Below are 24,853 nucleotides of genomic sequence, written 5' to 3' on the forward strand. Positions count from 1 at the left end.
TGGATAACAGCACAGCTTGTGTTCTATCCGACCGTGCGGGCGCCGAAGAACTCGCGTCGCAGCCTTTGATCCAGCGGGCGGACACGCGAGAGATTGGCCAGGAGCTGGCGGGGGCGGCGCAGCACCGATGCATTCAAAAAGTGCGTCCGGATGAGGTTGGAGGACTTGCTATGTGCGCCGGCATGCCCGACCCGGTAGATGGCGCCGCGGAAGGGGAGCGACCCGAGCGGGTGACCGGCATCCGCAAGTATCTTGCCGATGCGGACATGGCTGCCGAGCATCGACTTGATGTAGTCGATATCGGCCTCCTCAAAACTGGCCGGCAGCCCATAGAGGTCGGAGCGGATAATCAGCGATGTGCCGCAGAAATTGGCGAAGTCATTGTGATGCAGCAACAACCGGCCACCTTCGTTCCAGAGATAGCCGCGGTCGATCTTCCAGCCATTGGCATTGCTGTTCCTGCCGGCAAATTCGACGATATTAGCGCTGACGAAATCATCGTCGTCGACAATCATGAAGAAGCGCGCGTCGCGCGCCGCCAGCATGCCGCTTAACACTCGGCGCCCCTTGTCCAGCCGAAAGGCGTCATAGACCTTTTCCCTGTCGGCGCCATTGATGTCATGCAGCTGGTTCGGCGGGAAGGTGACCCGCTCAACGGAGAATTTTGGCGGCAGGTCCGGCAGATCGGCACCTTCATTGGCAACGATGACGCCGCGCCAGTCACTGTTGGATTGCCCGGAAATGGAGGCGATCGTCTGGGATAGACGGCTTTTCAGCGAGGGCCAATCGTTGGAATTGGCCTGATGGCGAACGGGGATGATGAAGGTAACCAGTGTCATGACACGCCCTTTTGAGAGAAGGTACGGCTGTTGCGGGAACTGAAGAGGCGCTGCAGGCCCTTGTCTTTGCTGGGTCTGGCAGCCGCAATCTCGTTTATTGGGTTCGGGCGCGGCGACCTTGCAGGGTCGTGCGCACCAGGAAGAGAATCCTTTCCCTGCATAGAAGGAAGATCAGGGCCGAATAGGTGATACCGCCGACGAGAATCTCGCAGACTAGGCGTCCGGCCATGGACCAGTCGCTCAAGGCAGACGACGTAGCCAGAACCGCGACGAGCATGCCGAGATAGGCAGCGATCGGCCTTAGGAACTGGCCGAAATATTGCGGAATGCTGAGCCCGATCAGTCGGGAGACCATCCACAATGTGGCAGGCCACAGCATCAGCACTTCGAGCATCAGCGCAAAGACGATGGTCGAGACGCCATATTGGTAGAGGGCAAGGACCGTCAGAATGGTGACGATATTGCGCACCAGTTGATAATAGAACCACCAATCGGACTTGCCCTGGCTGGTGATGAGCGACGCCTGGATCACACCGATGCCGCCCATGAGGCCGATGACGCAGAAGAAGCGAACCGGCCAGATCGCCGCCGTCCAGTGCGCGCCGAAGATCAGCGGAATGGCATCATCGGCGACGGCCGCGAGCCCCATGAAGGCAGGAAAGGATACTAGCGAACAGCCGAAGGTCGCCATGAGGAAGGCCTCGCGCACCTTGTTCTGGTCGTGCTGTAGAGAGGAGAGCAGCACGTGGCTGACTGAAGTCAGGCCACCAGCCACGACATTGTTGAGCATCTCGTACAGCCGTCGGGCGAAATTATAGATACCGAGAGCGGCAGGACTCACCAGCGTACCGATGATTAGCTGATCGAGGTTCATGGTCTGCAGGAAGCGGTTGCCGGAGGCGAAGATGCCGTAATGCAGCAGCTCTCGCAGGCTCGCCAGCTTGATCCGGACACCAGGCAGCCACCTTGCACCCCAGAAGGCCGCAACGCAGGCTGCGGCGGGTGCGGCGATCTGCGCGATCGCGAGCGCCCACAGGCCAAAGCCGGCAAGGATCAGCGACAGGCAGATGGTCGCCGAGACGAAGGTGGCGATCGCGGTGCGAACGGCTGCCAGATGGAAGGACATCGTCCTGCCGATCAGGGCGTTCGGAACGATGATCATCATGTCGAAGAAGATCTTCAGCCCGATGATCATCAAAAGGTTTACGATCTCGTCGTGGCCGACCCAATGGGCAACCGTCGGTGACAGCATGAACAGTGCGGCATAGAGAATGGCGGCCGAAAAGAAGGAAAGCCAGAAGACGGTATCGAGATGGCTGCGTCGGATCGACTTCTGCTGGATCAGCGCCTCGCCGAAGGCGGTAGGGCCAAAGCCGGCAGTGAAGCTGACGATGGCGAAGGCGAGCGCAACGAGGCCGAAATCCTGCGGCAGAAGAAATCGCGAGGTCACGACGAAGACGAGGCTGTTGAGCGCGGTCGGGATCAATGTGTCTAGGGCCGACCAGAACGCGCCTCTCAGGGCTGCCCGCGATCGGTTTTCACTCAGATGTTCAAAGACGATTTCATCTGCTTCGGAAGCCAGCAACCGCATACCTCGCCTTCTTGATCCCAAACCGACGCCAGCCTTGCCCGGCATCGGTCAATCGCCGCTTCGTCATCCTTCGATGGATTGGAAGGCGTCGTTCTGGAGGCTTGATCTAGGCCAGCTCTTCGATTTGTCTAGGGATGGTTGTTGCATTGCAACATTACGTTGCCAAAAAGATTCCACGATCGAGATAAACGCGTATGTCTGCCGTTTTCAACGCAAACTCGAACGCCGCCGGAGACCAGACGAGGTGGCACTTGCCGTCGGTCTCATAGAAAACTGTGAACAGCCGTGGCCGCAGGGCTTAAGCGCTGAGCGCCCTCACTGAGCGGCGGTGCGAACTTTTGGCGCGTCATCCCACTCGATGTCGGGCGCAAGTTCAATCTCGTCGTCGGGTTCGTTCATGACATAGAGATAGCCGTCGAGCATATCGCAGGCACGCTCGCTGGCGCCGATCTTTGCTTCCGTTTCGGTGATGGCGGTCGCGATTGCCTTGATGCGGGCGCGCAGCATGTGGCCGACGACATCCTTGCCGGGGCGCTTACCGAGACGATCGAGATGAAGGCCGATGCGGTTGGAATGCCGCTCCAGTTCGCTCTTGCTGAAATGCGCCTTGCGGATTTCCTCAAGCAGAGCCGCGCGCATCTTGGCAACAGGATCGAAGGTTCCAGGCTCGCGCTCGTCCAGCACCATCTCCGTGATGAGCTTCTCGATGGCGACCAGAGCCTGCAGGTCGACCGCATCCGTCAACTCGACATCATAGCCGGTGTCATCGAAGACTTTCCGGCGCACCGGGTCGAGAAGCAGCTCATAGGCCTTCTGCAATCGCGAGAAGGCATCCGTGTCGCCGCCGGAATCGGGATGCGCGGCTTTCGCACGCTTGCGATAGGCCGACTTGATCTGCTCTTCGTTCGCATCGCGCGCAACGCCGAGAATATCGTAGGGATCAGTCACTCCAACTCCTGCCGCCGCTTATTCCTGTTTACCAGAGCGTGATGCCGAAAAGTGTAAGCGGTTTTCGGACAACATCACGCTCTGGCCTTTAGATTCTGGAGCCCTTGCAACCGGGCTGGCGGCAGGGCTTAGACGTCTTGTCGGGCCGTTTCAATCGGTCCCGGGCCTATTTGTACCATCACAAAGGCAGAGTTTGGACAAAAAGAGGCCGGTGTCAAAGGTGAACTGCCTCATCTGTGGAAATCGGTTGGCTCAAATCGTCCGGTCGAAGAAGACGGTCGAGCGCGCCTGTTTGAGCCGGTAGAGCTGGGCCGGGCGATTGCTGGCCCGACGCATCTCTCCCGCAATCGGCTCGACGAAATCCACCTCAGCAATGCGTTTTCGGAAGGCAGACTTATCGAGAAGGCGTCCGAGAAGCCGCTCATAAACCGCCTGCAATTCGCTAAGCGTGAACGCTTCGGGCAGGAGGTGAACGGGCAAGGTCGTGTATTCCACCTTGTTGCGCAGTCGCGTGATAGCAGCCTTCAAAATGGCGGCGTGGTCGAAGGCAAGCGGGACCGTCGTGGTGTGGCCTCCGATCGGATGCCATGCCGCGCCGGTGACATTGCCGCCGTGCTTAAGGGTGACAGCTTCCTTGGCGATTAGCGCCATGTAGGTCACGCTCAAGCTCCAGCCGCGGGGATCGCGCGCTGCATCGCCGAAAACGCCAACCTGCTCGAAATAGGGCGCGGCGACCCCGGTCTTGTCGTGGAGCACACGTTGCGCCGCCGCCTCCAAGTCTCGGTCTTCATCGACGTGAATCCAGCCGCCGGGCAGGGCCCAGCTGCCGGCAAACGGCTCCGTTCCACGTTGCGCCAGCAGAACCTCAAGTTCGTTTGGCGCCAATGCGAAAATTGCAAGATCGACCGAAACGATCGGTCTTTGATGAAGGTCATCTAGGCTGTTCATGACTTTCTACATATCGCAGTAAAGCCTTAGTGTAAAGTTTCAACTAACTTAGTTGACAAAATACAATAACTGATGTTTGTTCGCCTCATCGCAGTCGCAAAGCCACTTTTCAGGAGGCATTCATGTTCGGATTTCGTTTCATCAAGGCTCAGCCGACCCAATATGTAATCCAGTATCGCAGCGGTCAGCCGCAGCGGGAGGGCGCAGGGCTCTCGTTCTGGTATTTCGCGCCGTCGACCTCGCTGGTCGTGGTGCCGACTGCGAGTGTCAACGAGCCCTTCATTTTCCCGGAAGTGACCGCGGACTTCCAGGAGGTAACCGTTCAGGGGCAGATCACCTATCGCATCGCCGAGCCGAAGCGGACGGCGGAGCTCCTCGATTTTTCGCTTAACGCCAAAGGGATCTACGGTTCGGAAGATCCGCAGAAGCTGTCGCAGCGGTTGATCGATCAGGTTCAGGTTGTCATGCGCGCCGAGGTGCAGGCTCTGTCGCTGAAAGAGGTACTGGCCGCTGGCGAGCTGCTGGTCGGCCGCGTGGCAGGGGTATTGCATGATCATCCGGTGCTGCAAGCGCTGGGTCTGGAACTTCTCAGCCTGTCGATCCTTGCGGTCAAACCCAAGCCGGAGACCGCCAAGGCACTGGAAGCCGGCGCGCGTGAAGCGCTGCTGCGCAGTGCCGACGAGGCAATCTATGCCCGCCGCAACGCAAGCGTTGAGCAGGAAAGAACCATCAAGGAGAATGAACTGGCGACCGAGATCGCCGTTGAAAACAAGAAGCGTCAGGTTCGCGAGGCGCAGATGGATGCGGAACGCTCGGTGCAGGAGCGGCAGCTGCAGATCCGCCGCGAGGAGATGACCGGCAAGATCGCGCTCGAGGAACAGAACAAGGCCCTCGTCGCTCTCGCTTCGGGCAATGCGCGCGAGGAAGCCGATGCCAAGGCCTATGGCCTGGCTGCCATGATGAAATCGTTCGGCGACGCCGATCCCAAGATGCTGCAGGCGCTGGCTTCGGTCGGCATGGATCCCGGCCAGTTGATGGCGCTCGCCTTCCGCGACCTTGCCGACAACGCCACCAAGATCGGCCAGCTGAACGTCACTCCCGATCTCCTGCGCGAAATACTGCAGCCGCAGGCAGGGAGATAAGCCATGCCGGTGGCAAGCAATGGAAGGGCGGATGATCGCAAGATCGTGCTGATCACACGTGATACCCGCCTCGATGAACTCGTCACACGCTTCAACACCGTTCAGCAGGCGCAGTTCTACGTCGAACATCTCGGCGCGGATTTCGATGATTACCTGGCAGAGCAGAAGCATTATCAAGCGGCTGTGCGCGAGGTGGAAGCAAGCCTGCGCGCGATCGCCCGAGTGCAGACGCTCAACCGGCGCTACCTCGCAAACTTCATCTTCGGTGCCGATGATCTCGTCGTCGTGCTGGGGCAGGACGGTCTGGTCGCCAATACGCTGAAATATCTCGATGGCCAGAATGTGCTTGGAGTGAACCCGGATCCGAAACGATGGGACGGCATCTTGTTGCCATTTAAGGCGACCGACGTGCGAAAAATCATGCAGGAAGCTTTGGCGCAGCGCCGGCCGCTCAAGCGCGTCAGCATGGCAAGGGCCACGCTCAATACCGGCGAGGTACTTTATGCGGTGAACGACCTCTTCATCGGCCCGCGTAGCCATGTCTCGGCACGCTACGATCTTCGGGTTGGAGAACGGCACGAAAGGCAGTCGTCGAGCGGCATCATCGTGTCCACAGGCATGGGGTCGACGGGCTGGCTGAAGAGCCTCTATGCCGGTTGGGCCGGCGCGGCCGCGAGCTGCGGCATTGAGTTGCCGGCGGGCATTGCCGACGCTTCGTTTCCCTGGGATGCGAACTTCTTGCACTATTTCGTGCGGGAGCCGTTCCCGAGCCGCACAACGGGTGTTTCGCTGGTTTCGGGACAGATCGCAGCAGAGATGCCGATGACCGTCACTTCCGAAATGGCCGAGCATGGCATCATCTTCAGCGATGGCATCGAGGCGGATTTTCTGCCCTTTAATGCCGGAACGCTGGCGACGGTCGGCCTTGCTGAGCGCCAGGGGATATTGGTGATGTAACAACAATCGGCCCGCTTCCTCGAAGGAAACGGGCCGATCATCAGTACTTCCGACGATTAGGCGGCGATGAAGGGCACGGCAACGAAGGTCTTGCCGCCGTCACGTTCGATCAGCAGCAGGACGGATTTCCGGCCATCCTTGCCGGCTTTGGCCACCGCTGTCTGTACATCATGAGCGTTACGCACCGGCTGGTCGTTGACAGAGACAATGACGTCGCCGGTCTGGATGCCGGCGGCAGCGGCCGGCTTGTCCGGATTGACGCTGGCAACGACGGCACCTTCCACGCCGCGCGGCAGGTTCAGCTGCTGACGGACATCTGGCGTGAGATTGGCAAGGCCGACACCGATGCTCGGCTGATTGGACGGCTGGATTTTGCCATCGCCATTGTCGTTGGCAGCCTGTTTGGTGTCGTCATTACCGCCAATGGTGACACTGACATCTACGCTCTTGCCATCGCGCCATAGCGTAACCGAACGCTTGTCGCCGGGGGAGAGATCGGCGACGAGCCGCGACAGATCCTTCGGCGTCTTGACTGTCTCATTGCCGACCGCGGTCACGATGTCGCCACTCTTGATGCCGGCGCGAGCCGCCGGCGTGTCGTCTGTGACATTGGCAACGAGCGCGCCTTCGGTCTTCGACAGACCCATGGCGTTCGCGACGTCGGATGTCACGGGTTGGATCGCGACGCCGAGATAGCCGTGATCGATCGAACCGCTCTTTTCCAGCTTGGCGACGATCGCTTTGGCTTCGTTGGAAGGAATGGCAAAGCCTACCCCGACGCTGCCACCGTTCGGCGAATAGATGGCCGTGTTGATGCCGACGACATTGCCTTCACGGTCGACCAGCGGGCCGCCGGAATTGCCGTGGTTGATCGGGGCATCGATCTGGATGAAGTCGTCATAAGGGCCGCTATGCAGGTCGCGGCCGCGGGCCGAGACGATGCCGGCGGTAACCGTCGTGCCGATGCCGAAGGGATTGCCGATCGCCAGGATCTGGTCACCCAGCTTCAGTCTGTTGGAGTCGCCCCAAGCGATGGTTGCGAGCGGCTTCGGCGCGCTGATCTTGAGGACGGCGAGGTCGGATTTGGCATCGGCACCCAAAAGCTTGGCCGGCAGTTCGGTGCCGTCATCGAGCGTTACCTTGATATCGACGGCGTTTTGGATGACGTGGTTGTTGGTGACGATGATGCCGTCAGGGCTGATGACGAAGCCAGAGCCGAGCGCCATGGTGCGCTGGCCCTGCTGCTGGCGCGGGGCCTGCTTCGGGAAGGGAATGCCCTGGTTTTCGAAGAACTGGCGGAACTGTTCGTCCATCGGTGAGTTGCTGTCGGCGCTGGTGTCGGTCGCCTTCATGGTCGTGGTGACGGTTACAACGGCCGGCTTGTCGGCATCAACGATGGGAGCGAAGGAGCCGCCGGGTGCGACAATGCCGGCGGGCTCGGCGGCAGCGGCGACGGTGGCGGAGTTGCTGAAGGCGAAAGGCAGTGCGCCAGCGCCGACGATGATGGCGGCGCCTACGATAGCGGCGGTGCGGTGCTTGCGGAGAAGAGATGACATGGCAAAAGTCCCTTGCGAGATTGTTGGCGAATTGGCGTCTTGTCCATGTCCGGGACAGGCGTCGAATGGGGCCGCGTCAAATCACTCGGGAAACCTTGGTTTCCCGTTTTTACTCCAGCGAAGTGAAGTATAAATCTGAATTGGCGCTGATGAACAATATGATCCGCCAATCGACTTTTACAAATTAAATATTGATCATGTTTTTATTGCAAAACTGTAAGATATTACATGAATTTAATGTTGGTTTGCCGGAATTTTTCCATATTTAGCTCTGCGGTACCGGCCATCTCTTGAGCGCCTCTGTGCCGAGCTCCGTCAGCGCGTAGATGCCGCGATCGACGCGCTCGAACCAGCCATAGACGTTATCCCTCAGAATTTGCGGGGCCTTCGGCGCTGCTTCACGCATCTCCTTAGGCCGCTGCGCCCCATTTTCGATCGCAGCAGCGCAGACAAGCGCCTGCTGCCGATAGGCTGTCATGATCGGCTTGCGCGTGCTGCCGCCGAGGGCCGGATCGCCCTTGCGCCGGCGATGTTCTTCAACAAGGCGTGATCTGCGTCGCACATTCTTGCGCGGCATCGGAGCGACTGGGCTGACCATGATATCGACGACATCGCTGTCCGATACCGTTAACATGCCGAAGCCCAGCCTTCTGCAAAGATCGCGGAAGCGGCGATCTCCTTCTCGCCCCTTGCCCTTTGCCGAGACGCGGGCGGCGATCCAGACCTCGTCGCTTGCCGCGGCCCGATCCACCGCTTGCAGGATGAGCTCGAGATTAAAGCTCATCTTCAATTCGCAGATGACGACGACCGGCGGTTCGTCATCGTTCAGCCCGACAAGGTCGCAGCCGCCGATTTCGCCCTTCACTGCGTAGCCCGCGGCTTCGAGAAATGACTTGATCGGGAGATAGAGCGCCGTTTCCAAATCTGCCTCCGGGCTTTGCACATCCGGCTATTTCTATCCGATTCGGTTAACCAGAAAGTCGATAAAGGCGCGGATGCGGGCTGCCAGATGCTCATGGCCGGCATAGACGGCATGGACATGCTCTATGTCTTCCGGATTGAAATCTTCGAGAACGGGCACGAGCCTGCCGGCGTCGATGTCCGGCTGGGCATGGAATTGACCGATCCGGGCAAGGCCCATGCCCGCAACGCAGAGGCTGCGAACGGTCGGTCCGTTGTTGGCCTGCAAGTTTCCCTGTACCATCTTGACGAAATGTACGCCGCTTGTCGGATCGCGAAAGGGCCAGCCCTCTGCCGTCGGGCGAAAGTTGAACGTCAGGCAATTGTGATCGTCGAGCTCCTCCGGCGTTTTGGGCAGGCCTCTCCGCTCGGCATAGGAGGGGGCGGCAACGATGACGCGGCGGCTCTCCAAGAGCTTGCGCGCCTTGAGTGAACTGTCCCGCAAAGCGCCCGAGCGGATGGCAACATCGGCTCGCTCACCGATAATATCGATCACGCTGTCCGTCAGAGAGATATCGAGTTCGATCTCCGGGTAGCGCTGCAGGAAGTCGGGCATGATCGGGACAAGGCATTGAACGCCGAAAGCGACCGAAGCGCTGACGCGCAGTGGGCCGCGAGGGATCGTGGTGCCGCCGGATGCCACGATCCGCTCTGCCTCCTGAATATCCGTCAGGATCGTCCGCGCTTTCTCGAAATAGATCTCTCCCTCGGGCGTCAGCTCCAGCGAGCGGGTGGTGCGTACCAGTAAGCGCGTGCCCAGCCGCTCTTCCAGCCGCGTGACGAGTTTGCTCACTGCGGAGGGCGAAAGGCGCAGTTTGCGGCCGGCCGCCGAAAAGCTTTTCAACGTCGCCGCTTGAACGAAGACGTCCATCTCGCCAGCGCGATTATCCAAGCTTGCCTCCTAACTTTGAATTTAATTCATAAGTGTTGAGGCAATATAGGTGATTATCGATTGAATGTCCCGGCCTCATATTCCCTTTCGAATAAGAACCACTGCAGCCGGGTTTGCCGGTTGCCTTCTCGATCGGGTGATCCCATGCCTCTCGCACTTTTTGCGTTGACGATCGCGGCCTATGCGATCGGCACAACCGAATTCGTTATTGTCGGCCTGCTGCCCACCGTGGCGAACGACCTCCATATCAACCTGCCGCTTGCCGGGCTCATTGTCAGCGTCTACGCGCTTGGCGTCACCTTCGGCGCGCCGATCCTGACGGCACTCACCGGCCGCATCGAGCGCAAGCCGCTGCTGCTTGGGCTGATGGCGCTGTTCATCATCGGCAACAGCATGGCGGCCTTGAGCCCGTCCTATGCGCCGCTGCTGGTCGCGCGCGTACTCTCAGCCTTCGCTCACGGTGTATTCTTCTCCGTTGGCTCGACAATTGCCGCCGATCTCGTGCCGGAGAACCGTCGTGCCTCGGCGATCGCCATGATGTTCATGGGTCTGACCGTTGCCATCGTCACCGGCGTTCCCCTCGGTACGTTCATTGGCCAGACCTTTGGCTGGCGCGCGACTTTTGCTGCTGTCGCAGGCCTCGGGATCGTCGCTTTTGTCGGTATATTGCTGTTGCTGCCTGCCAATCTTAAGAAAGCTCCGCCTGCGAGTATTCGTGAGCAGATTGGAGTGCTTGCCAGTGGTCGGTTGCTGATCGTCTTTGCCATGACCGCGCTCGGTTACGGCGGCACCTTCGTCGCCTTCACGTTCCTGGCTTCTATCCTGCAGGAAGTCACCGGCTTTGCCGCGTCGGCCGTCAGCCTCATCCTGGTGGTTTACGGTATTGCGATCGCAATCGGCAACGTCGTGGGTGGTCGCCTTGCCAACCGCAACCCGGTTTGGGCTCTGATTTGGCTGTTTGCCGCGCAAGCAGTCGTCCTTGTCCTCTTCAGCTTCACCGCCGTCTCGCCTTGGCTTGCAATCCCGACGCTCGCAGCTCTCGGCTTCCTGTCATTCGCTAATGTGCCGGGCCTGCAGCTCTATGTCGTCCAGCTTGCCCGGCAGGTGCGCCCCGCCGCCGTCGATGTGGCCTCGGCGCTCAATATCGCTGCCTTCAACCTCGGCATAGCCGCAGGCGCTTGGGTCGGCGGTCTGGTGGTGGAATCCTCGCTGGGTCTCGGCGCCACACCTTGGGTCGGTGCAATTCTCGTCGTCGCTGCCCTGGTGCTTACCCTTTGGAGCGGCGCGCTCGATCGCCGCTCGGCTTCCGCAACGCAGGCCGTTTCCTACGCCGCCTGATCATACTCTCTAAAGGAAAGGACTATCCCAATGGAAATCGTCAACGCCAATGGCGCATCCATCCCAGCTCTCGGCTTCGGCACGTTCCGTATGCCCGGCCCGGACACCCAGCGCATGGTAGAGCATGTGCTGCGCAATGGCTATCGCCACATCGATACCGCCCAGATCTACGGCAACGAGGCTGACGTCGGCGACGGTATTCTCCGCTCGGGTATCGCTCGCGCAGATCTGTTCCTGACCACGAAGGTCTGGGTCGAGAACTATTCCCACAACGCCTTCGTCGCTTCGGTCGACGAAAGTCTGAAGAAGCTGAAGACAGACTACGTCGACCTCCTGCTTCTGCATTGGCCGAATGACGCCGTGCCGCTTGCTGAGCAGATCGGCGCCCTCAATGAGGTAGCAAAGGCAGGCAAGGTTCGCCATATCGGCGTTTCCAACTTCAACCGGACTTTGATGCGCGAGGCGGCTCGCGTCAGCGATTTGCCGCTCGTCAACAACCAGGTCGAATATCACCCCTATCTCGACCAGTCGCTTGTCATGGAGACCGCCGTCAGCCTCGGCATGTCGGTAACCGCCTATTACGCTATGGCTGATGGCAAGGTGCTTTCTGATCCGGTGCTGAAGGACATTGCCGATCGGCATGGAAAATCGATTGCCCAGATCGTCCTGCGCTGGATCGTCCAGCAGGGATTGATCACCCTCTCCAAGACGGTGTCGGAAACCCGCGCGGCAGAAAATGCCGCCATCTTCGATTTTGCGCTTTCGCAGGACGAGATGGCTGCGATCCACGCACTGGCGCAGCCGAAGGGCCGTATCGTCAGCCCCGACGGGCTCGCGCCGGTTTGGGACGAAGCTGCTTAACTCTCGCAGGACAATTAAGAAGGGAGCCGCTCAACGGCCCCCTTTTTTACTGATGATTTCAGGCCTTGAAATCCAGTTTGACCTCACAAGCGCCGATCGAGGCGGGCAAGAGCGGTTTGCGGATGCGCTGGCCGAACTGCCGTTTAATGCCGAAGACATTCCCTATCAGGCTCTTGGTATAGAGGCCGGGACCGCTGGAATAAGTGCGCCAGCCACCATCGACGGCAATGTCGCCCGCCTTGACGCGAGCCCAATCCGCAGATGCGCGATAACGGTCGTCGAAGGCGGCGTCGCTGCTGCTGAAATAGGTGTTGCGCTGGCGCAGCGATGCATGCTCCAGCCTGCCGCTGACGGCGATCGGATTGGCAAGCGCGAGCGCTTCCCACACTGCTTCCGCATCGTCGTCGAGTGCCAGCGCCTCGCAGTAGCGCAGATGCGCATGCACATACATCAGCCCGATTTCGCGACCGAAGAAGGATGAGGATTCGGCGCGCCGGAACAACTTTTCCGGGCCGCCGGAATAGGTCGCCGGCTTTTCCATCAAACGCACGCCATCCGGGAACAGGAGGTTCTCGCGGATGATCTTCATGTGAGCATGACGCTGATCGGGTGTGAACAGGCCGCCGATCATCGGCTGGGTCATCGCGATCAGCGAATAATGCAGACCGGTTCTTGTATCGTCGGGATGCAGTAGCAGTTCGACGCCGTCATGGCTCGGGTCGAAGACGCCGTAGCCGGCGACGATACCGTCGCGCATCAGCAGCCGGTTGAAATCGGCGCGCATGGTGGCAGCCGTTGCCTGCAGCGACTGTGCCTCTTCGTTGCGGCTGGCAAGCGTCAGGATATTGGCATAGCGCACGAGCTGCTCATACAGCAGCGAAACGGTCCAACTGCTTACCATCCAGTCGCGCAGGTGCGGATCGGCCGGCTGCAGGCTGTCGTTCCAATCGCCTTCGCCATAGCGAATGAGGCTGGTTCCTGGCACGAAGCGGCTGCGCACGGTGTCGAGCAGCTTCTCGACATGATCGGAGATCGTCGCGCGTTCCGAGGTCAATTGTACGGTATCGTCGGCCCGCCACGGAACGGTTTCGGCAAGCAGGGTGATATCGCCGGTGGCCTCGATATAGTCGCAGAGTGCCTTCAAAGGCCAGACGACGATGTCGCCATGCGCCTCGCCTGCACGGATATTGGCGTAGGGCTCCAGCATGAACCACTGCGGCCAGTCGCCGCGATCCCGATATTGTTCGGAGAACAGCGTAATGAGGATCTGTCGGACCTCTTCGTCATGCTCATAGGCGAGCAGGAACTCGATCGGCCCCTGGCAGACGTCGCGCGTACCCCAGGCCGCGCCCGTATATTGCTCCAACCCATGCGGCACGCTCAGATGCACGATGGCGTCATGCGCGATCCAAGGCACCATGACGGACTGTGCCGCCACATCCCGACCATCGCCTTCGATACGCGTACCGCGCGTTACGTGGCTCCAGAAGCGTTGCGCAGGCGCCAGCATCTCGCTGCTCTCCACACCCTTGGCATAACGTGCCGCAAAAGCCTCACCGGTCGCCGCGTCGGCCATCGAACCGGTAACGGCAAAGCGGAAGGTCTGCGTGGGATGCGACTTCAGCGCGATGAACGGACCATTGCGCGAGATTCCGTCGCTATACAGCAGCTCGTCGCCGCCGATGGCCTCGAAGGCATCCGGCGTCGACGTGACGAGGTGGTAGGCGGCATTCGGATAGCGGTCCCACAGCCAGGAGGGTTGCGGGCGGAAGGAAATCCTCTTGTTGACCGTGTCGATGGCGATATTGGCCACGGCTTCATAGTCGCGTTCGCCAAGAACGATGTGGCCGAAGACGAGGAAGCGGCAGGCGTCGCCTTCGACGGTGACGCTCCACTGCATGGCCGGATCGTCGCCGGAAGCGATTGCGGACACGGATATGGTGCGGCCAGACAGCCGATAGGTCCAGCTCACATCGCTGAGGCCCATCTCGAAAGTGGAGGGTACGCCGAGCAGACGCCAGCCTTCGCCGAGATCCACCAGAATGCGCAGGCCGCTCGCGCGGGTCAGATTGTAGGGGTCGCGGGAGACGGAGAAGAGCTTGTGGAAAGAGGTGTTGCCGATGGTCAGTTGCGCGGCGAAAATACCCTGCATCCAGCAGGTGGCCGCCAAGGTCTTGTCATCGAGGAGAATGTTCTGCCCGCTGCGGATGATGGATCCGTGCCGGCGAGCCACAAGATGTTCCTTGTCAGCGAGCACGACATGTCGGTCGTGCCCACCGTCGGGCACAAAGAAGGAAACGAGCTTTCCGCCCACGTGCTCCTCGAGCATGCGCTTGGGGTAAAGCGCATCGATTTCGGACTGACCGAGGCTCGCACTCGCGGCGAGAGGCGCGTCCTGGACGAGGCTGCGGGCAGGTTGGGTGGCAGCGATTGTGTCCTTGGTCAGTGCGCCATGCAATGTCGCGAGGTTGTCGAGGCGGGCAAGATCGGCATCGCTTGAGGCTGCCGGATGGTCGGCGACGAACACGCCAAAGAAGGTTGTCGTTGTGTTTGCGGTCGGCGCAAGCGTCAGCGGCTTCGACTGGATCGCCGGGCAGGCAACCTCGTGCTGCTTGCGGATACTCGGCAAGCTAGTGCCGAAGTCAGGCACCATAACGCCGTCATTGTTTTTCGACGGCACGAGGAGCTGGATTGCATCGGTCGCGTAGGCTGCAGCTCCTTCCAGGCAACCTTGCGCCAGCCATGGATTGCGTCCACCACCTTGCTTGAGGTTCTGCCTGTTCATGATGACAGGCCCGAAGGCGGCATGGCCGGCAATATGGTGGTCGATATATTGCGAGGCATAGGCTTCGCTGTTCATCAGGAAGCCACGGTCGCCAAGGCCGACGTCCTGAAGAAGAACAAGATCGGCCTCGAGAGCCGCGCCGGTCGAATTTTCCAGCGACACTTGCCAGAACCATGCCGCTTCACTCGGATGAAGCGTTAAGTTGACCGTGTGCCTGATACCTGCCGTCTCGCCGCTCCAGCAAAAGCCGCTTTCGGCATGACCGAACCGCACCGCAGCCTTCGGCCCGACAATTTCAGCCGTCTTTGGCTTAGCGCCGCCAACGCGCAGATAAAGCCTGCCTATTCCGCCGTAAACGGGCGAGCCGAGCACCTGGCTGATCATGACACCGCCCTGCTGGTCGGCGAAATCGATTGAGAAAAGCGTGCCGTTCGGTAGAGCCGAGGCCGAAAGACCGGCGCTATTGCCAAGCGTGAGAAGGCCAAGTTCTTCGCGACGGGGCGTTTGAAAGCTGCGATTGGCGTCGAAGGACATAAGCGGTGTCTCGCTGATTCATGGATCGGATAAGAGGCACTAGATCACAAGGCGGCGCCTGATCATAGGAGGCAAATCTTCGTTCACCTGCGCAATATTTCGTGACGGTTTACATGCGATAGCTGCTCCGATCCGTCACTAGGCGCCCGAAATTTCAGGAAAAGCCGGTGCCAAGTTCAATGATGCGAACGCTCTGCAACCTGACTGGCCGTGCGAAGGACGGTCGACAGATCGGCATCGTCGAACGCCTCCCTGGAAACGCCCTTCACCTTGAATGTCCTGCTTTCGCCTGGCGCGAGGGTGACGAGCATGTCGTCCACCTCGGCATTCGGGCTGATGCGATCGACGAAGAGGCAAAGGTCGCGCAGAAGCGACTGCGCGGTGATGGTCACCGCTATCCCGTCCGGCGTTTCGGCGCTCTCGATGTCGAAGCGCGGCTGCGGATAACGCAGCTTCATATCCTTTTCGAAAAACCACCAGGCCTCGGTATCGCCGAGGCGGGCGCGCAGATATTCCCGGCTGGGATCGCCGGGCGTCGCGACATCGGCGGGGATCTCGATGTCAGCATTCTCGAAACGATCGCACAGAACGCGCCAGACATGGTGACGGGCAAGCAGAGTGCCGTTGAAATCGAAGCGTTCAACGGTGAAGGGCACGCGCCAGAACAGGGTTGAATCGTTGACGGCAACCGCAGTCAGACCATCGCCGCGCGGCTGGATGGTGAGGAGATGCGGTGCATAGCTGTGCTTCAAGGCGTACCAGAGCGGCTTCTTCCGGCCGGCGCCATCGACGGCAGCCCAGGAGGTGACGGGCCAGCAATCATTGAGTTGCCAGACGATAGTGCCCATGCAGGTCGGCCGGTGCGAGCGCATATGGTCGATGCCGTAGCTGATCGCGCGCGCTTGGTTCAGCTGCGTGACGAAAAGCCAGTCGTCGAATGTTTGTGGATGTGGGAACCAGCCCTCCAATCCCATCAGCAGCTTGTCGTTGCCGGTCGTCGCCTTTTGATGATGCAGTACGCCCGGCGAAGCCGGGGCACGATCTTTCTCTCGCACGGATTGGGCAAGCGTTGCAAAGGTGGGGGGCGCCTGCCAGCCGAATTCGGAGCAGAAGCGCGGGATATAGTTGCGGTAGGTTTCGTAGCCGACCTCATTCCAGACATCCCAGATGTGCTTGCAGCCATGCTCGTCTACATTCGGCGCGATTTCCATCGATCCTGAATAGGGGCTGCCTGCCCAATAAGGCCGGGTCGGATCGATCTCAGCGACCAATTTCGGCAAGAGATCGAGATAATAGCCGGCACCCCAAGGTCGGTTGCCGAGTACATCCTGCCATCCCCAGTCGAAGTAACCCCAGATATTCTCGTTATTGCCGTTCCAGATGACCAGCGAGGCGTAGGGCATCAGCCTGGTGATCGCCTCGCGCGCCTCCGCCTCGATCTCGCCATAAACCGGTTCTTCTTCGGGATAGGTGGCGCAGGCAAACAGGAAGTCCTGCCAGACCATGATGCCCGCCGCATCGCATTCCTCGAAGAACGTGTCGGTTTCGTAGATGCCGCCACCCCAGACGCGCAACAAGTTCATGTTGGCATCGCGGGCCTGGGCGATCCTTTCGCGGTAGCGCTCGCGGGTCACGCGTGGCAGGAAGCAATCGTCCGGGATCCAGTTCGCGCCGCGCGCAAAGACAGGGACATCATTGACGACGAGCGTGAAGGCCGAGCCGATTTCATCCGGCGTCGTATCGAGCCGCACGGAACGGAAGCCGACGCGGCGCTTCCAGCCGTCGAGTGCCGTTGCATCCGAGCCGAGCAATTGCAGCTCGAGATCGTAGAGCGGCTGTCCGCCAATTCCATGAGGCCACCAGACCTGTGGATTGTCGATGCGGCACTCGATCAGAGCGTGAGTCTCGCCTTGCGCAACCCGAACCTCCGAACGTTTGCCGCCAACGGACAAGACGAGTGCTACGCTGTCCGTACCTTTCTCCGCCCATTCGATCTCGACATGCAGACGCGCAACGCCCTGACTACCCTGCAGCGTGATTTCGGGGCGGATGGCACCGAGACGCGCCTTCGACCAGCTTTCGATGACGATCGGTTTCCAAATGCCTGAGGTAACGACAGTTGGGCCCCAGTCCCAGCCGAAATTGCAGGCCATTTTGCGGATGAGATTGCTCGGGCCAGGATAGTTTTGCGGGATATCGGCGGCGCTGCCGAGCTGTTTGCGCACCTCTTCCCCATGCTCGTAGGCGGATTGAAAATCAACGATCAGCTCGTTGCGCCCGCTCTTGAGGTTGTCGCCGATGTCGAAGCGGTAGCTGCGATGCATGTTGCGGGTTACGCCGAGGAGCGTGCCGTTCAGTTCTAGGCGCGCCGCCGTATCAAGGCCGAGGCATGAGAGATCGATGCGTTCGGCACTGTCGCTGTCCCAGTCGAAAGCGAGGCGGTAGCGCCACGCCGAGTGGCCAATCCAATCCTGCGATATCTCATTGACGTCGAGATAGGGATCGGTGATCAGCTGCGCCGCCATGAGGTCGAGATGCACGTTGCCGGGGACCGCCGCCGGTATGGCATTGGGTAGTGACGGTGCGGTGGAGGGCGCGCGAAGGCGCGAGATGGTCCAGCCGGTGTCGAGCGTCTGTCTTTTCATGTCATATGTCCGTGATGAAATTGATGTCTCAAACAGCCTTTGGCGCAATGAAATCTATGCCGGCTCGTATATGGCGCTGGTGTATCCGTCGCGACATCACGTCGCTCAGCCGACGATCGATCGATGAGCGCTTCTCCTCGATGTCAGCGATGCCAAGCACCATCAGTCCTCCATTGTTTGAAGACATATTGTCGCTCGACAAAAGCTGTCAAGCCAACCGGCCGGCGATATCGGAGCGAAAGGTCGCAGTGCTCCTGATAATTTTACCAGGTGTAGAAGGCGGCGCATGGCACTCACCTCTCAAATCCGTTCAGGCATAACGATTGCATTGACGATGTCTTCACGCCTTCCGAAAAATAAAAATCATCCGCCCTGTCGGAAAGTTGCTTATGCCAACGTCCTTGGGCTAGCCCATCTCAAAGGGCGATAATCAAATCCCGTTCGCAAGGAGACGAACATGACTGATGCAGCAGACCAGAAGCAATCCTCTCAGCCACGTGTGCCCGTTCGCGGCGGCGTGGTGGCCTATCTGACGGTGGATGGCGCGGTCAAGGCAGCCGATTTCTATAAGCGTGCCTTCGGCGCGGAGGAGGCGTTCATGTTTCCGGCCGATGAAAAGGGCCGGACGATGCATATCCATCTCTATATCAACGGCAGCTCGGTCATGCTGGGCGACGCCTATCCTGAGTACGGCCATGCGTTGGAGAAGCCGCAGTCCTTCGTCATGCAGCTGGTGGTCGAAGACTTCGACAGGTGGTGGAAGCGAGCCGTCGATGCGGGACTGGAGGTCGTCGTTGAGCCGCAGGTGATGTTCTGGGGTGATCGCTGGGGTCAGATGCGTGATCCCTTTGGTGTCATCTGGGCCATGAACGCACCCGTCAACGAATGATGCTGAAATGCCCTCGGTGCAGGCTTGTGCCGAGGGCATGTTTTCACTGCTGTTTCGAGATTTCTATACCGCGAGCAGGGTTCGCGTCAGCGGATGATCAGCGTCCATGAGGCCGTCCAATACCGAATAGTGATGTTTGTCCGGCTCGACCACCACAGCCGTTGCGGCGCCAAGCCCGACCCAAATATTGGCGAGCAATGCATTCTGCCGGACAAACTCGGCGCGTTCGGCGCCGCCGACCCAGCAGGTCAAGCGGATGGTCCCGACCGGCTCCAGCAGCGCCGGGCTTTCGGCCCTCGCTTCGGCATCATCGATACGAAGCTCCTTGTTCATGCTACGCTTCATGATCGGGCGCAAATCATGCACGCCGGAGATGGCCAGGACATGACGGATACGCTTGAGGATCGGCTCGCCAAGCGGCGATGTGGTCGTCATCATGCGTGCCGCCAGTTGCCCGCCGGCCGAGTGTCCCGTCAAGATGATGGGGCCGTCGACCATTCCGGCCGCTGCCGTGATTGCTGCGCCTATTTCCCGGCCTATCCCACTGATGCTATTTTCCGGGCAAAGCGTGTAGGAAGGCATCGCCACCGCATAACCGGCCACAATCGAGCCCGTTGCCAGATGCGACGAATAGCTCTTATCCATCTGCAGCCAGTAGCCGCCATGAACGAAGACGACCAGTCCCTTGGGCTCTCCTTGGGGCAGAAAGAGGTCGAAGCGATTGCGCTCACCGGAACCATAGGCAAGGTCGAGTTTCGCGCGACCGGCCGCCGCCATGCTGTCTCGGAACGATCGAGCCGGCTCGATCCAGGCCTCTGGCCATTGGTCGCCATCGACGATGTAGGCGCTATTCGTGTAGGCGCTGTCCCAATCGGTGACATTGAAATAGCTCATCTGCGGCTCCTGCGCGGTTCGCCGACCAACATGACGGGGATCAGGTCACTGCCGAGCGAACGGCAAAACGCTGATCGCGCCAAGATCCACTGCTCAGAATTTCCTCGAGCACTGAGGCCGCCAGCCATACGTCGCGATAGCTGACGTAAAGCGGCGTAAAGCCGAAGCGCAGTGTCGAAGGCGCGCGGAAATCACCAATGACGCCGCGCTCGATCAGCGCCTGCATGATCTCATAGCCATTGCTGTGGGTGAAGGAGACCTGGCTGCCGCGCTTTTCGCTGTTACGGGTGGTGTCGAGCACGACGCCGTACTGGCTGCACTTTGCCTCGACCAACCGGATGAAGAGATCGCTAAGGGCGATGCTTTTCTGGCGCAACGCGTTCATATCCACTTCGTCCCAGATGCTGAGCGCACCCTTCAGCGCCCTCAGGGAGAGAATGGGTTGCGTGCCGCAGAGGAAACGCCTGATGCCGACATCGCCATCAAAGCCGCGCTCGAAGGCAAACGGGCGGGCATGGCCCCACCAGCCGCTGAGCGGCTGGACGATCGATTGGTGATGGCGACGCGCCGCATAAATGAAGGCCGGCGCACCAGGGCCGCCGTTCAGATATTTATAGGAGCAACCGACGGCGAAATCGGCATGCGCGCCATCGAGATCGACCGGGAGAGCACCGGCGCTGTGGCAGAGATCCCAGATGACCAACGCGCCCGATGCCTGGATGCGCTTGGTCAGCGCTGCCATGTCGCGCAGTTCGCCATTCTTGTAGTTGACATGATTGATGAGGACGACGGCGACGCTGTCGTCAATCAGCTCTTCGATCGTATCCGCATCGCGGCCCTCGAGACGGAGCGTGACGCCGGCGCGGGTCGAGGCGACGCCCTCGGCCATGTAGAGATCGGTCGGAAAGCTGTCGCCTTCGGCTACGATGACGTTGCGGTCCGGCCGCATCGCCAACGCGGCATGCAGGGTCTTGTAGATGTTGATCGAGGTCGAGTCGGTCACGACGGTCTGGCCTTCCGCCGCGCCGATCAGCCGGCCGATGCGGTCGCCGAGTTCGAGCGGCAGATGAAACCAGCCGGCGCTGTTCCAACTGCGGATCAGGCCATTGCCCCACTCTTCCATCGCTGCATGACGCAGCTCGGCGAAGACTTCATGCGATGCCGCGCCGAGCGAGTTGCCGTCGAGGTAGATGACGCCCGACGGCAGAGCAAAACGGCTGCGGAATGCGCGCAGTGGATCGGTCTCGTCCATAGCCTCGATGGCTGCGAGATCGGGAAGGCTGTCCATGATACTATGGCCTCTTGATTTATTCGCGAATGGTTTCCCGGGTGGCTGCACCGCCGCGGCTCCGGCGGATGCTGGGCAAGGCCAGCATGATCAGTACGAACAGACCGGTTGCGAGCTTCAAATTCGGTGGTGGCATGCCGGCTGCAAGGCAGAGCGATACGAGCTGATAGTAGATGATTGCCCCGACGAAGGGTGCCAGCAGCTGACGCAGCACAGTTTGCTTGCCGGTGAAAGCTTCACCGATCATGAGGGCCGCAAGACCGTTGATCAGGATGCCGATGCCCATGTTGACGTCGGCAAAGCCCTGCGACTGTACCATCAGGGCGCCGCTGGCGGCGGAGAATGCGCTGGCGATGCCGACGCCGCCGATGGTTGCAGCCCAGACGTTGATGCCCTGCGCCTCGGCCATGTCGGGGTTGGAGCCAACGGCGCGCATAGCCGTGCCCTTTTCCGTCTTGAAGTAGAGGTTAAGTCCAATCAGCACGACGACCGCAAGCAGGCCGGCAATGACGATCTTGCTGGCGGGGAAACCAGGCTCCGTGAACGGCACGACGTCGAAGACGGTTGGCGAGCCGAAAACGGAGAGGTTGGATTTGCCCATGATGCCGAGGTTGACGCTGTACAGCATGGTCGACATCAGGATGCCGGCCAGCAGCGTGTGAATGCGGAAGCGAAGGTGAATGAAGGCGGTGCAGCAGCCGGCGGCAAGGCCGACGACGAAGGCAACGGCGATCGCAAGCGGTGGCGAGACACCGGCTGCCAGCAATATGCCGCAGACGCAGCCGCCGAGCGGAAATGCGCCTTCACTGGTCAGGTCCGGAAAACTCAGCATCCGGAATGGGATCATGATCCCAAGGACGACGAAGCTCAGAATAAAGCTCTGGGCCAGCGTGACCGGGATAAGCGAGACGAAGCTCGAAACGGTCGATTGAATGAAATCCATCATGATGTCAGCTCACCAGCAGCATGCGGTCGGTCTTGACGGCGAAATGACCAATGAGTTCCGGCACGGTGATGCGCCGCTTGCCTTCACCTGTAATTTCGAGATGAACACGCCCGGCATCGAGCATAATGATGCTGTCTCCGAAATCGACGGCGTGCTGCATGTTGTGCGTCACCATCAATGTCGTCAGCTTCAGCGCCTCGACGGTGCGCACCGTTGCCTGCATGACGATGTCGGCGGTGCGGGGATCGAGTGCGGCCGTATGCTCGTCGAGCAATAATACGTCGGGCGATCCACCGACCGCCATGATGAGCGACAGCGACTGGCGCTGGCCGCCCGAAAGAAGCTCCACCTTGGTGTCGAGGCGGTTTTCCAGGCCGAGGCCGAGAACGGCGAGCCGTTCTTTATATGCAGCGAGACGGGCTGCGTTCAGGCCGGGGCGAAATCCCCGGCTTTTGCCGCGTAGCTCGGCCAGAAGCATGTTCTCGCCGACCGTCATGCTGGCTGCGGTTCCCTTCATGGGGTCCTGGAACACGCGGGCGAGGCGTGCGGCACGCTTATGCACCGGCATGCCGGTGACGTCGTTACCGTTGATGAGGATCTGACCGGAATCGAGGTTGAGAGCGCCGGAGATCGCGTTGAGCATGCTGCTCTTGCCCGCGCCATTCGAGCCGATAACGACACCGAATTCGCCTGTTTTGAGGGAGAGCGTCAAGCCATTGAGCGCGACCTTTTCGTCGGGCTGGCCTTTGTAGAAAACCTTGCGCGCGGATTTGATATCCAGCATCCGTGCCTCCCCTGCAGTGTAGGGTTATGAAATGGCGGCGCCTTTGACGCCGCCATGGATCGGATTGATCCCTCGAAAATGCCGCCTATTACTTCGTAAAGCAATTGCAATCGGCAAGCGAAGCAGGCACTTCGGCACCGAATGCCTTCAGGACGGCCTTGTTGATCAGCGGCGCGTGGTCCTTGTAGGCTGGAACGGAGGGCTTGATCGTCTTCGGGTCAGCGCCCTTCAGGATCTGCGCGGCAATCTTGCCGGCATTCTCGCCGACCTGGATGTAGTTGACGGCGAAGCTTGCCGGCACGACACCGTTGCGAACTGCGGCGTCGTCGGAATTGACGATCGGGATCTGCGCCTGGCGAGCGGCGGCGGCAACGGCGGGAATCGCCGGCTGCAACAGGTTGGAGGCGGGCGTGTAGATCACGTCAGCCTTGCCGGCGAGAGAGGCAATGCGCTGCTGGATGTCGTTAACGTTGTCAACGCCGACAGGCACCACTTCGAGGCCGGCCGCTGGAGCGGCTGCCTTCACCTTATCGATGAGTGCGACGTCGTTGGCTTCGCCCGGATTGTAGGGCACGCCGATGCGCTTGGCATTCGGAAGCAGCTTTTTGGTGAAGGTCAAGACGGCGGAAATGTCCTGCAGGTCGCTCGAACCGGTGATGCCGACATCACCTGAATCCCAAGACGGGACGAGCTTGGCGGCGACCGGATCGGTGACCGCAGTGAAGACGATCGGAATGCCGGAGCCGGCAAGCGCCTTCTTGGCGATCTGCGATACCGGCGTTGTGACCGTGTACATCAGCTTCGGATGTTCTGCTTGGAGCTTGGCGATCATCTGCGGCACGAGCGATGCGTCGAAGCTCGTATTGCTTTCGGAATAGACGACATCCTTGCCTTCAACGAAGCCGTTCTCGGCAAGCGCCTTCTTGAAACCGGCGATCGAGGCGTTGAGCTGCGGATGCTCGCCGAAGTTTGCGATTGCGATCTTGATGGGTTCGGCTGACGCCGTGGCGACGCCCGCCATAAATGCACCGGCGACCACGAGGCTGGACAGCCATTTGGACGTAGATTTACGCATATTTCCCTCCCGGATGTGTCAAGGAGCCATGTTCCCTCAGGCTCGCTTGGCGGGGATCATAGCGACTGCTGAACTCCTGTCAATTTGAGATATATGATATGCAGGGCGTGCAGCTTTAATATATATTTTCCCTATGCGGCGATTTTATATATAATCCTGGCCGAGAGATGATGGGATGAGGGCATGGAAGACAAGGACGCGTTGAGCAAAACGGAGGCGGCCTATGCGCTGTTGCGGCGCGATATCCTCAATACGAGGCTGAGGCCCGGCGCATCCTTGCGGCTCGGGGCCTTGCGAGACAGCTATGGAGTTGGTTGGACGCCGCTTCGTGAGGCACTTTCGCGGCTGGAGGCTGAGAAGCTGGTGACGGCGGTCAGCAATCGTGGCTTTGCCGTCGCACCGGTCTCGCGTGAAGAGCTGGAAGACCTGATGCGCGCGCGTATGATCGTCGAGTTGCCGTTGCTCATGGAATCGATCGAAAGGGGCGGCTCGGATTGGGAATCGGCTGTCGTCACGGCGCATTATCGGCTCTCGCGCTGCAAGATCGTGCCGGATGACGCGTCCGACGAGATGGCCGATGATTGGGACGAGAAGCATACGGCCTTCCACGCAGCACTTTTAAGCGCAGCCACTTCGCACTGGCTGCTGCGCTTCCAGGCTACGATCAGCGATCAGCTTCGGCGCCATCACCGTTTCCTCGGTCTCGCGCCGACTCAGCGCGCCGCCGCCGGTCTTACGATCGGCTACGAGAAGGCGGCGGCCGCCTTGCAAGATGCAATGGCGCTCGAGCACCATACAGCATTGATGGAGGCAGCTCTCGACCGTGATCTCCCGCGTGCGAAGGAACTGATGACCGAGCACATAGGCTACTCTCTTCAGGTCTATATTCGTTCGGAAGATGAAACAGTTGAGCAGGAAGGGTCGAAGCCGCTTGCTGGCGCGCGGCCATAGACGTTTCTGACCTCTCAGCGCGATCGATGA

At 60.1% G+C, this 24,853-nt stretch carries 21 protein-coding genes; 6 read left to right on the forward strand and 15 right to left on the reverse strand.

Translation table 11 applies throughout. The features are described 5' to 3' along the window. Positions 1-23: 23 nt before the first annotated feature. The 4 genes from QD461_RS11230 to QD461_RS11245 form a co-directional block, all read right to left on the reverse strand. Positions 24-839, reverse strand: coding sequence for a galactosyl transferase (locus QD461_RS11230; protein ID WP_414087831.1), 816 nt, complete (start codon positions 837-839; stop codon positions 24-26). Between the two features lie 94 nt (positions 840-933). After that, the gene (locus QD461_RS11235; RefSeq protein WP_414087832.1) at positions 934-2,430 is read right to left on the reverse strand and encodes a lipopolysaccharide biosynthesis protein; all 1,497 of its coding nucleotides are present in this window, start codon (positions 2,428-2,430) and stop codon (positions 934-936) included. Positions 2,431-2,745: 315 nt separating this feature from the next. Then, on the reverse strand, positions 2,746-3,378 hold the full coding sequence (locus QD461_RS11240; protein ID WP_414087833.1) for a J domain-containing protein: 633 nt from the start codon (positions 3,376-3,378) through the stop codon (positions 2,746-2,748). 252 nt (positions 3,379-3,630) lie between these two features. Beyond that, entirely contained in the window at positions 3,631-4,326 is a 696-nt protein-coding gene (locus tag QD461_RS11245; RefSeq protein ID WP_414087834.1) for an NUDIX hydrolase, read from the reverse strand. Between the two features lie 122 nt (positions 4,327-4,448). Here QD461_RS11245 and QD461_RS11250 point away from each other — a divergent pair, with 122 nt between their 5' ends. Both QD461_RS11250 and QD461_RS11255 read left to right on the forward strand, forming a co-directional pair. Beyond that, positions 4,449-5,468, forward strand: a complete 1,020-nt coding sequence (locus QD461_RS11250; protein ID WP_414087835.1) for an SPFH domain-containing protein — start codon at positions 4,449-4,451, stop codon at positions 5,466-5,468. A 3-nt stretch (positions 5,469-5,471) separates the two neighbouring features. Continuing rightward, the gene (locus tag QD461_RS11255; protein ID WP_414087836.1) at positions 5,472-6,425 is read left to right on the forward strand and encodes a sugar kinase; all 954 of its coding nucleotides are present in this window, start codon (positions 5,472-5,474) and stop codon (positions 6,423-6,425) included. A 56-nt stretch (positions 6,426-6,481) separates the two neighbouring features. Here the strand turns inward: QD461_RS11255 and QD461_RS11260 are convergent, their stop codons facing one another. The 3 genes from QD461_RS11260 to QD461_RS11270 form a co-directional block, all read right to left on the reverse strand. After that, positions 6,482-7,981: a DegQ family serine endoprotease gene (locus QD461_RS11260; RefSeq protein WP_414087837.1), complete on the reverse strand. Its 1,500-nt coding sequence runs from the start codon at positions 7,979-7,981 to the stop codon at positions 6,482-6,484. Between the two features lie 265 nt (positions 7,982-8,246). Then, positions 8,247-8,903, reverse strand: a complete 657-nt coding sequence (locus QD461_RS11265) for a DUF2161 domain-containing phosphodiesterase (protein ID WP_414087838.1) — start codon at positions 8,901-8,903, stop codon at positions 8,247-8,249. Between the two features lie 33 nt (positions 8,904-8,936). After that, on the reverse strand, positions 8,937-9,833 hold the full coding sequence (locus tag QD461_RS11270; RefSeq protein ID WP_414087839.1) for a LysR family transcriptional regulator: 897 nt from the start codon (positions 9,831-9,833) through the stop codon (positions 8,937-8,939). Positions 9,834-9,977: 144 nt separating this feature from the next. Here QD461_RS11270 and QD461_RS11275 point away from each other — a divergent pair, with 144 nt between their 5' ends. Both QD461_RS11275 and QD461_RS11280 read left to right on the forward strand, forming a co-directional pair. Next, positions 9,978-11,171: an MFS transporter gene (locus tag QD461_RS11275; RefSeq protein WP_414087840.1), complete on the forward strand. Its 1,194-nt coding sequence runs from the start codon at positions 9,978-9,980 to the stop codon at positions 11,169-11,171. 30 nt (positions 11,172-11,201) lie between these two features. After that, positions 11,202-12,032 carry an aldo/keto reductase gene (locus tag QD461_RS11280; RefSeq protein ID WP_414087841.1) on the forward strand — a complete coding sequence of 277 codons (831 nt, stop codon included), beginning with the start codon at positions 11,202-11,204 and terminating at the stop codon, positions 12,030-12,032. A 58-nt stretch (positions 12,033-12,090) separates the two neighbouring features. Here the strand turns inward: QD461_RS11280 and QD461_RS11285 are convergent, their stop codons facing one another. The 3 genes from QD461_RS11285 to QD461_RS11295 form a co-directional block, all read right to left on the reverse strand. Further along, complete coding sequence (locus QD461_RS11285) at positions 12,091-15,351, reverse strand: GH36-type glycosyl hydrolase domain-containing protein (RefSeq protein ID WP_414087842.1); 3,261 nt, start codon at positions 15,349-15,351, stop codon at positions 12,091-12,093. Positions 15,352-15,527: 176 nt separating this feature from the next. Next, positions 15,528-17,996, reverse strand: coding sequence for a glycoside hydrolase family 2 protein (locus QD461_RS11290; RefSeq protein ID WP_414087843.1), 2,469 nt, complete (start codon positions 17,994-17,996; stop codon positions 15,528-15,530). Positions 17,997-18,024: 28 nt separating this feature from the next. Then, positions 18,025-18,183, reverse strand: coding sequence for a hypothetical protein (locus QD461_RS11295; RefSeq protein WP_414087844.1), 159 nt, complete (start codon positions 18,181-18,183; stop codon positions 18,025-18,027). A 270-nt stretch (positions 18,184-18,453) separates the two neighbouring features. Here QD461_RS11295 and QD461_RS11300 point away from each other — a divergent pair, with 270 nt between their 5' ends. Further along, positions 18,454-18,885 (forward strand): VOC family protein, encoded by a 432-nt coding sequence (locus QD461_RS11300; RefSeq protein ID WP_414087845.1) that lies wholly within the window; start codon positions 18,454-18,456, stop codon positions 18,883-18,885. A 63-nt stretch (positions 18,886-18,948) separates the two neighbouring features. On the opposite strand, the gene QD461_RS11305 is transcribed toward QD461_RS11300, so the two are convergent. The 5 genes from QD461_RS11305 to QD461_RS11325 all read right to left on the reverse strand — a co-directional run bounded on the left by QD461_RS11305 (position 18,949) and on the right by QD461_RS11325 (position 23,872). Beyond that, a complete protein-coding gene (locus QD461_RS11305) occupies positions 18,949-19,779 on the reverse strand; it encodes an alpha/beta hydrolase (RefSeq protein WP_414087846.1) in 831 nt (276 codons plus the stop codon). 40 nt (positions 19,780-19,819) lie between these two features. Next, the gene (kynU, locus tag QD461_RS11310; protein ID WP_414087847.1) at positions 19,820-21,067 is read right to left on the reverse strand and encodes a kynureninase; all 1,248 of its coding nucleotides are present in this window, start codon (positions 21,065-21,067) and stop codon (positions 19,820-19,822) included. A gap of 19 nt (positions 21,068-21,086) precedes the next feature. Continuing rightward, positions 21,087-22,010 carry an ABC transporter permease gene (locus QD461_RS11315; RefSeq protein WP_414087935.1) on the reverse strand — a complete coding sequence of 308 codons (924 nt, stop codon included), beginning with the start codon at positions 22,008-22,010 and terminating at the stop codon, positions 21,087-21,089. A gap of 7 nt (positions 22,011-22,017) precedes the next feature. Then, complete coding sequence (locus tag QD461_RS11320) at positions 22,018-22,797, reverse strand: ABC transporter ATP-binding protein (RefSeq protein WP_414087848.1); 780 nt, start codon at positions 22,795-22,797, stop codon at positions 22,018-22,020. A gap of 88 nt (positions 22,798-22,885) precedes the next feature. Continuing rightward, positions 22,886-23,872 (reverse strand): ABC transporter substrate-binding protein, encoded by a 987-nt coding sequence (locus QD461_RS11325; RefSeq protein WP_414087849.1) that lies wholly within the window; start codon positions 23,870-23,872, stop codon positions 22,886-22,888. 183 nt (positions 23,873-24,055) lie between these two features. Here QD461_RS11325 and QD461_RS11330 point away from each other — a divergent pair, with 183 nt between their 5' ends. After that, the gene (locus QD461_RS11330; RefSeq protein WP_414087850.1) at positions 24,056-24,823 is read left to right on the forward strand and encodes a GntR family transcriptional regulator; all 768 of its coding nucleotides are present in this window, start codon (positions 24,056-24,058) and stop codon (positions 24,821-24,823) included. The last annotated feature ends 30 nt before the right edge of the window (positions 24,824-24,853 follow it).

It is taken from the genome of Rhizobium sp. BR 314 (genome assembly GCF_047445805.1).
In the GTDB taxonomy this organism is placed as follows: domain Bacteria; phylum Pseudomonadota; class Alphaproteobacteria; order Rhizobiales; family Rhizobiaceae; genus Rhizobium; species Rhizobium lusitanum_B.

Bases quoted from the DNA above. Each gene is read 5' to 3' on its own strand.
- QD461_RS11245 (WP_414087834.1), bottom strand. From the start codon at position 4,326: ATGAACAGCCTAGATGACCTTCATCAAAGACCGATCGTTTCGGTCGAT.
- QD461_RS11330 (WP_414087850.1), top strand. From the start codon at position 24,056: ATGGAAGACAAGGACGCGTTGAGCAAAACGGAGGCGGCCTATGCGCTG.
- QD461_RS11325 (WP_414087849.1), bottom strand. From the start codon at position 23,872: ATGCGTAAATCTACGTCCAAATGGCTGTCCAGCCTCGTGGTCGCCGGT.
- QD461_RS11285 (WP_414087842.1), bottom strand. From the start codon at position 15,351: ATGTCCTTCGACGCCAATCGCAGCTTTCAAACGCCCCGTCGCGAAGAA.
- QD461_RS11260 (WP_414087837.1), bottom strand. From the start codon at position 7,981: ATGTCATCTCTTCTCCGCAAGCACCGCACCGCCGCTATCGTAGGCGCC.
- QD461_RS11295 (WP_414087844.1), bottom strand. From the start codon at position 18,183: ATGTCTTCAAACAATGGAGGACTGATGGTGCTTGGCATCGCTGACATC.
- QD461_RS11320 (WP_414087848.1), bottom strand. From the start codon at position 22,797: ATGCTGGATATCAAATCCGCGCGCAAGGTTTTCTACAAAGGCCAGCCC.
- QD461_RS11255 (WP_414087836.1), top strand. From the start codon at position 5,472: ATGCCGGTGGCAAGCAATGGAAGGGCGGATGATCGCAAGATCGTGCTG.
- QD461_RS11280 (WP_414087841.1), top strand. From the start codon at position 11,202: ATGGAAATCGTCAACGCCAATGGCGCATCCATCCCAGCTCTCGGCTTC.
- QD461_RS11275 (WP_414087840.1), top strand. From the start codon at position 9,978: ATGCCTCTCGCACTTTTTGCGTTGACGATCGCGGCCTATGCGATCGGC.
- QD461_RS11235 (WP_414087832.1), bottom strand. From the start codon at position 2,430: ATGCGGTTGCTGGCTTCCGAAGCAGATGAAATCGTCTTTGAACATCTG.
- QD461_RS11300 (WP_414087845.1), top strand. From the start codon at position 18,454: ATGACTGATGCAGCAGACCAGAAGCAATCCTCTCAGCCACGTGTGCCC.
- QD461_RS11230 (WP_414087831.1), bottom strand. From the start codon at position 839: ATGACACTGGTTACCTTCATCATCCCCGTTCGCCATCAGGCCAATTCC.
- kynU (WP_414087847.1), bottom strand. From the start codon at position 21,067: ATGGACAGCCTTCCCGATCTCGCAGCCATCGAGGCTATGGACGAGACC.
- QD461_RS11305 (WP_414087846.1), bottom strand. From the start codon at position 19,779: ATGAGCTATTTCAATGTCACCGATTGGGACAGCGCCTACACGAATAGC.
- QD461_RS11250 (WP_414087835.1), top strand. From the start codon at position 4,449: ATGTTCGGATTTCGTTTCATCAAGGCTCAGCCGACCCAATATGTAATC.
- QD461_RS11315 (WP_414087935.1), bottom strand. From the start codon at position 22,010: ATGGATTTCATTCAATCGACCGTTTCGAGCTTCGTCTCGCTTATCCCG.
- QD461_RS11290 (WP_414087843.1), bottom strand. From the start codon at position 17,996: ATGAAAAGACAGACGCTCGACACCGGCTGGACCATCTCGCGCCTTCGC.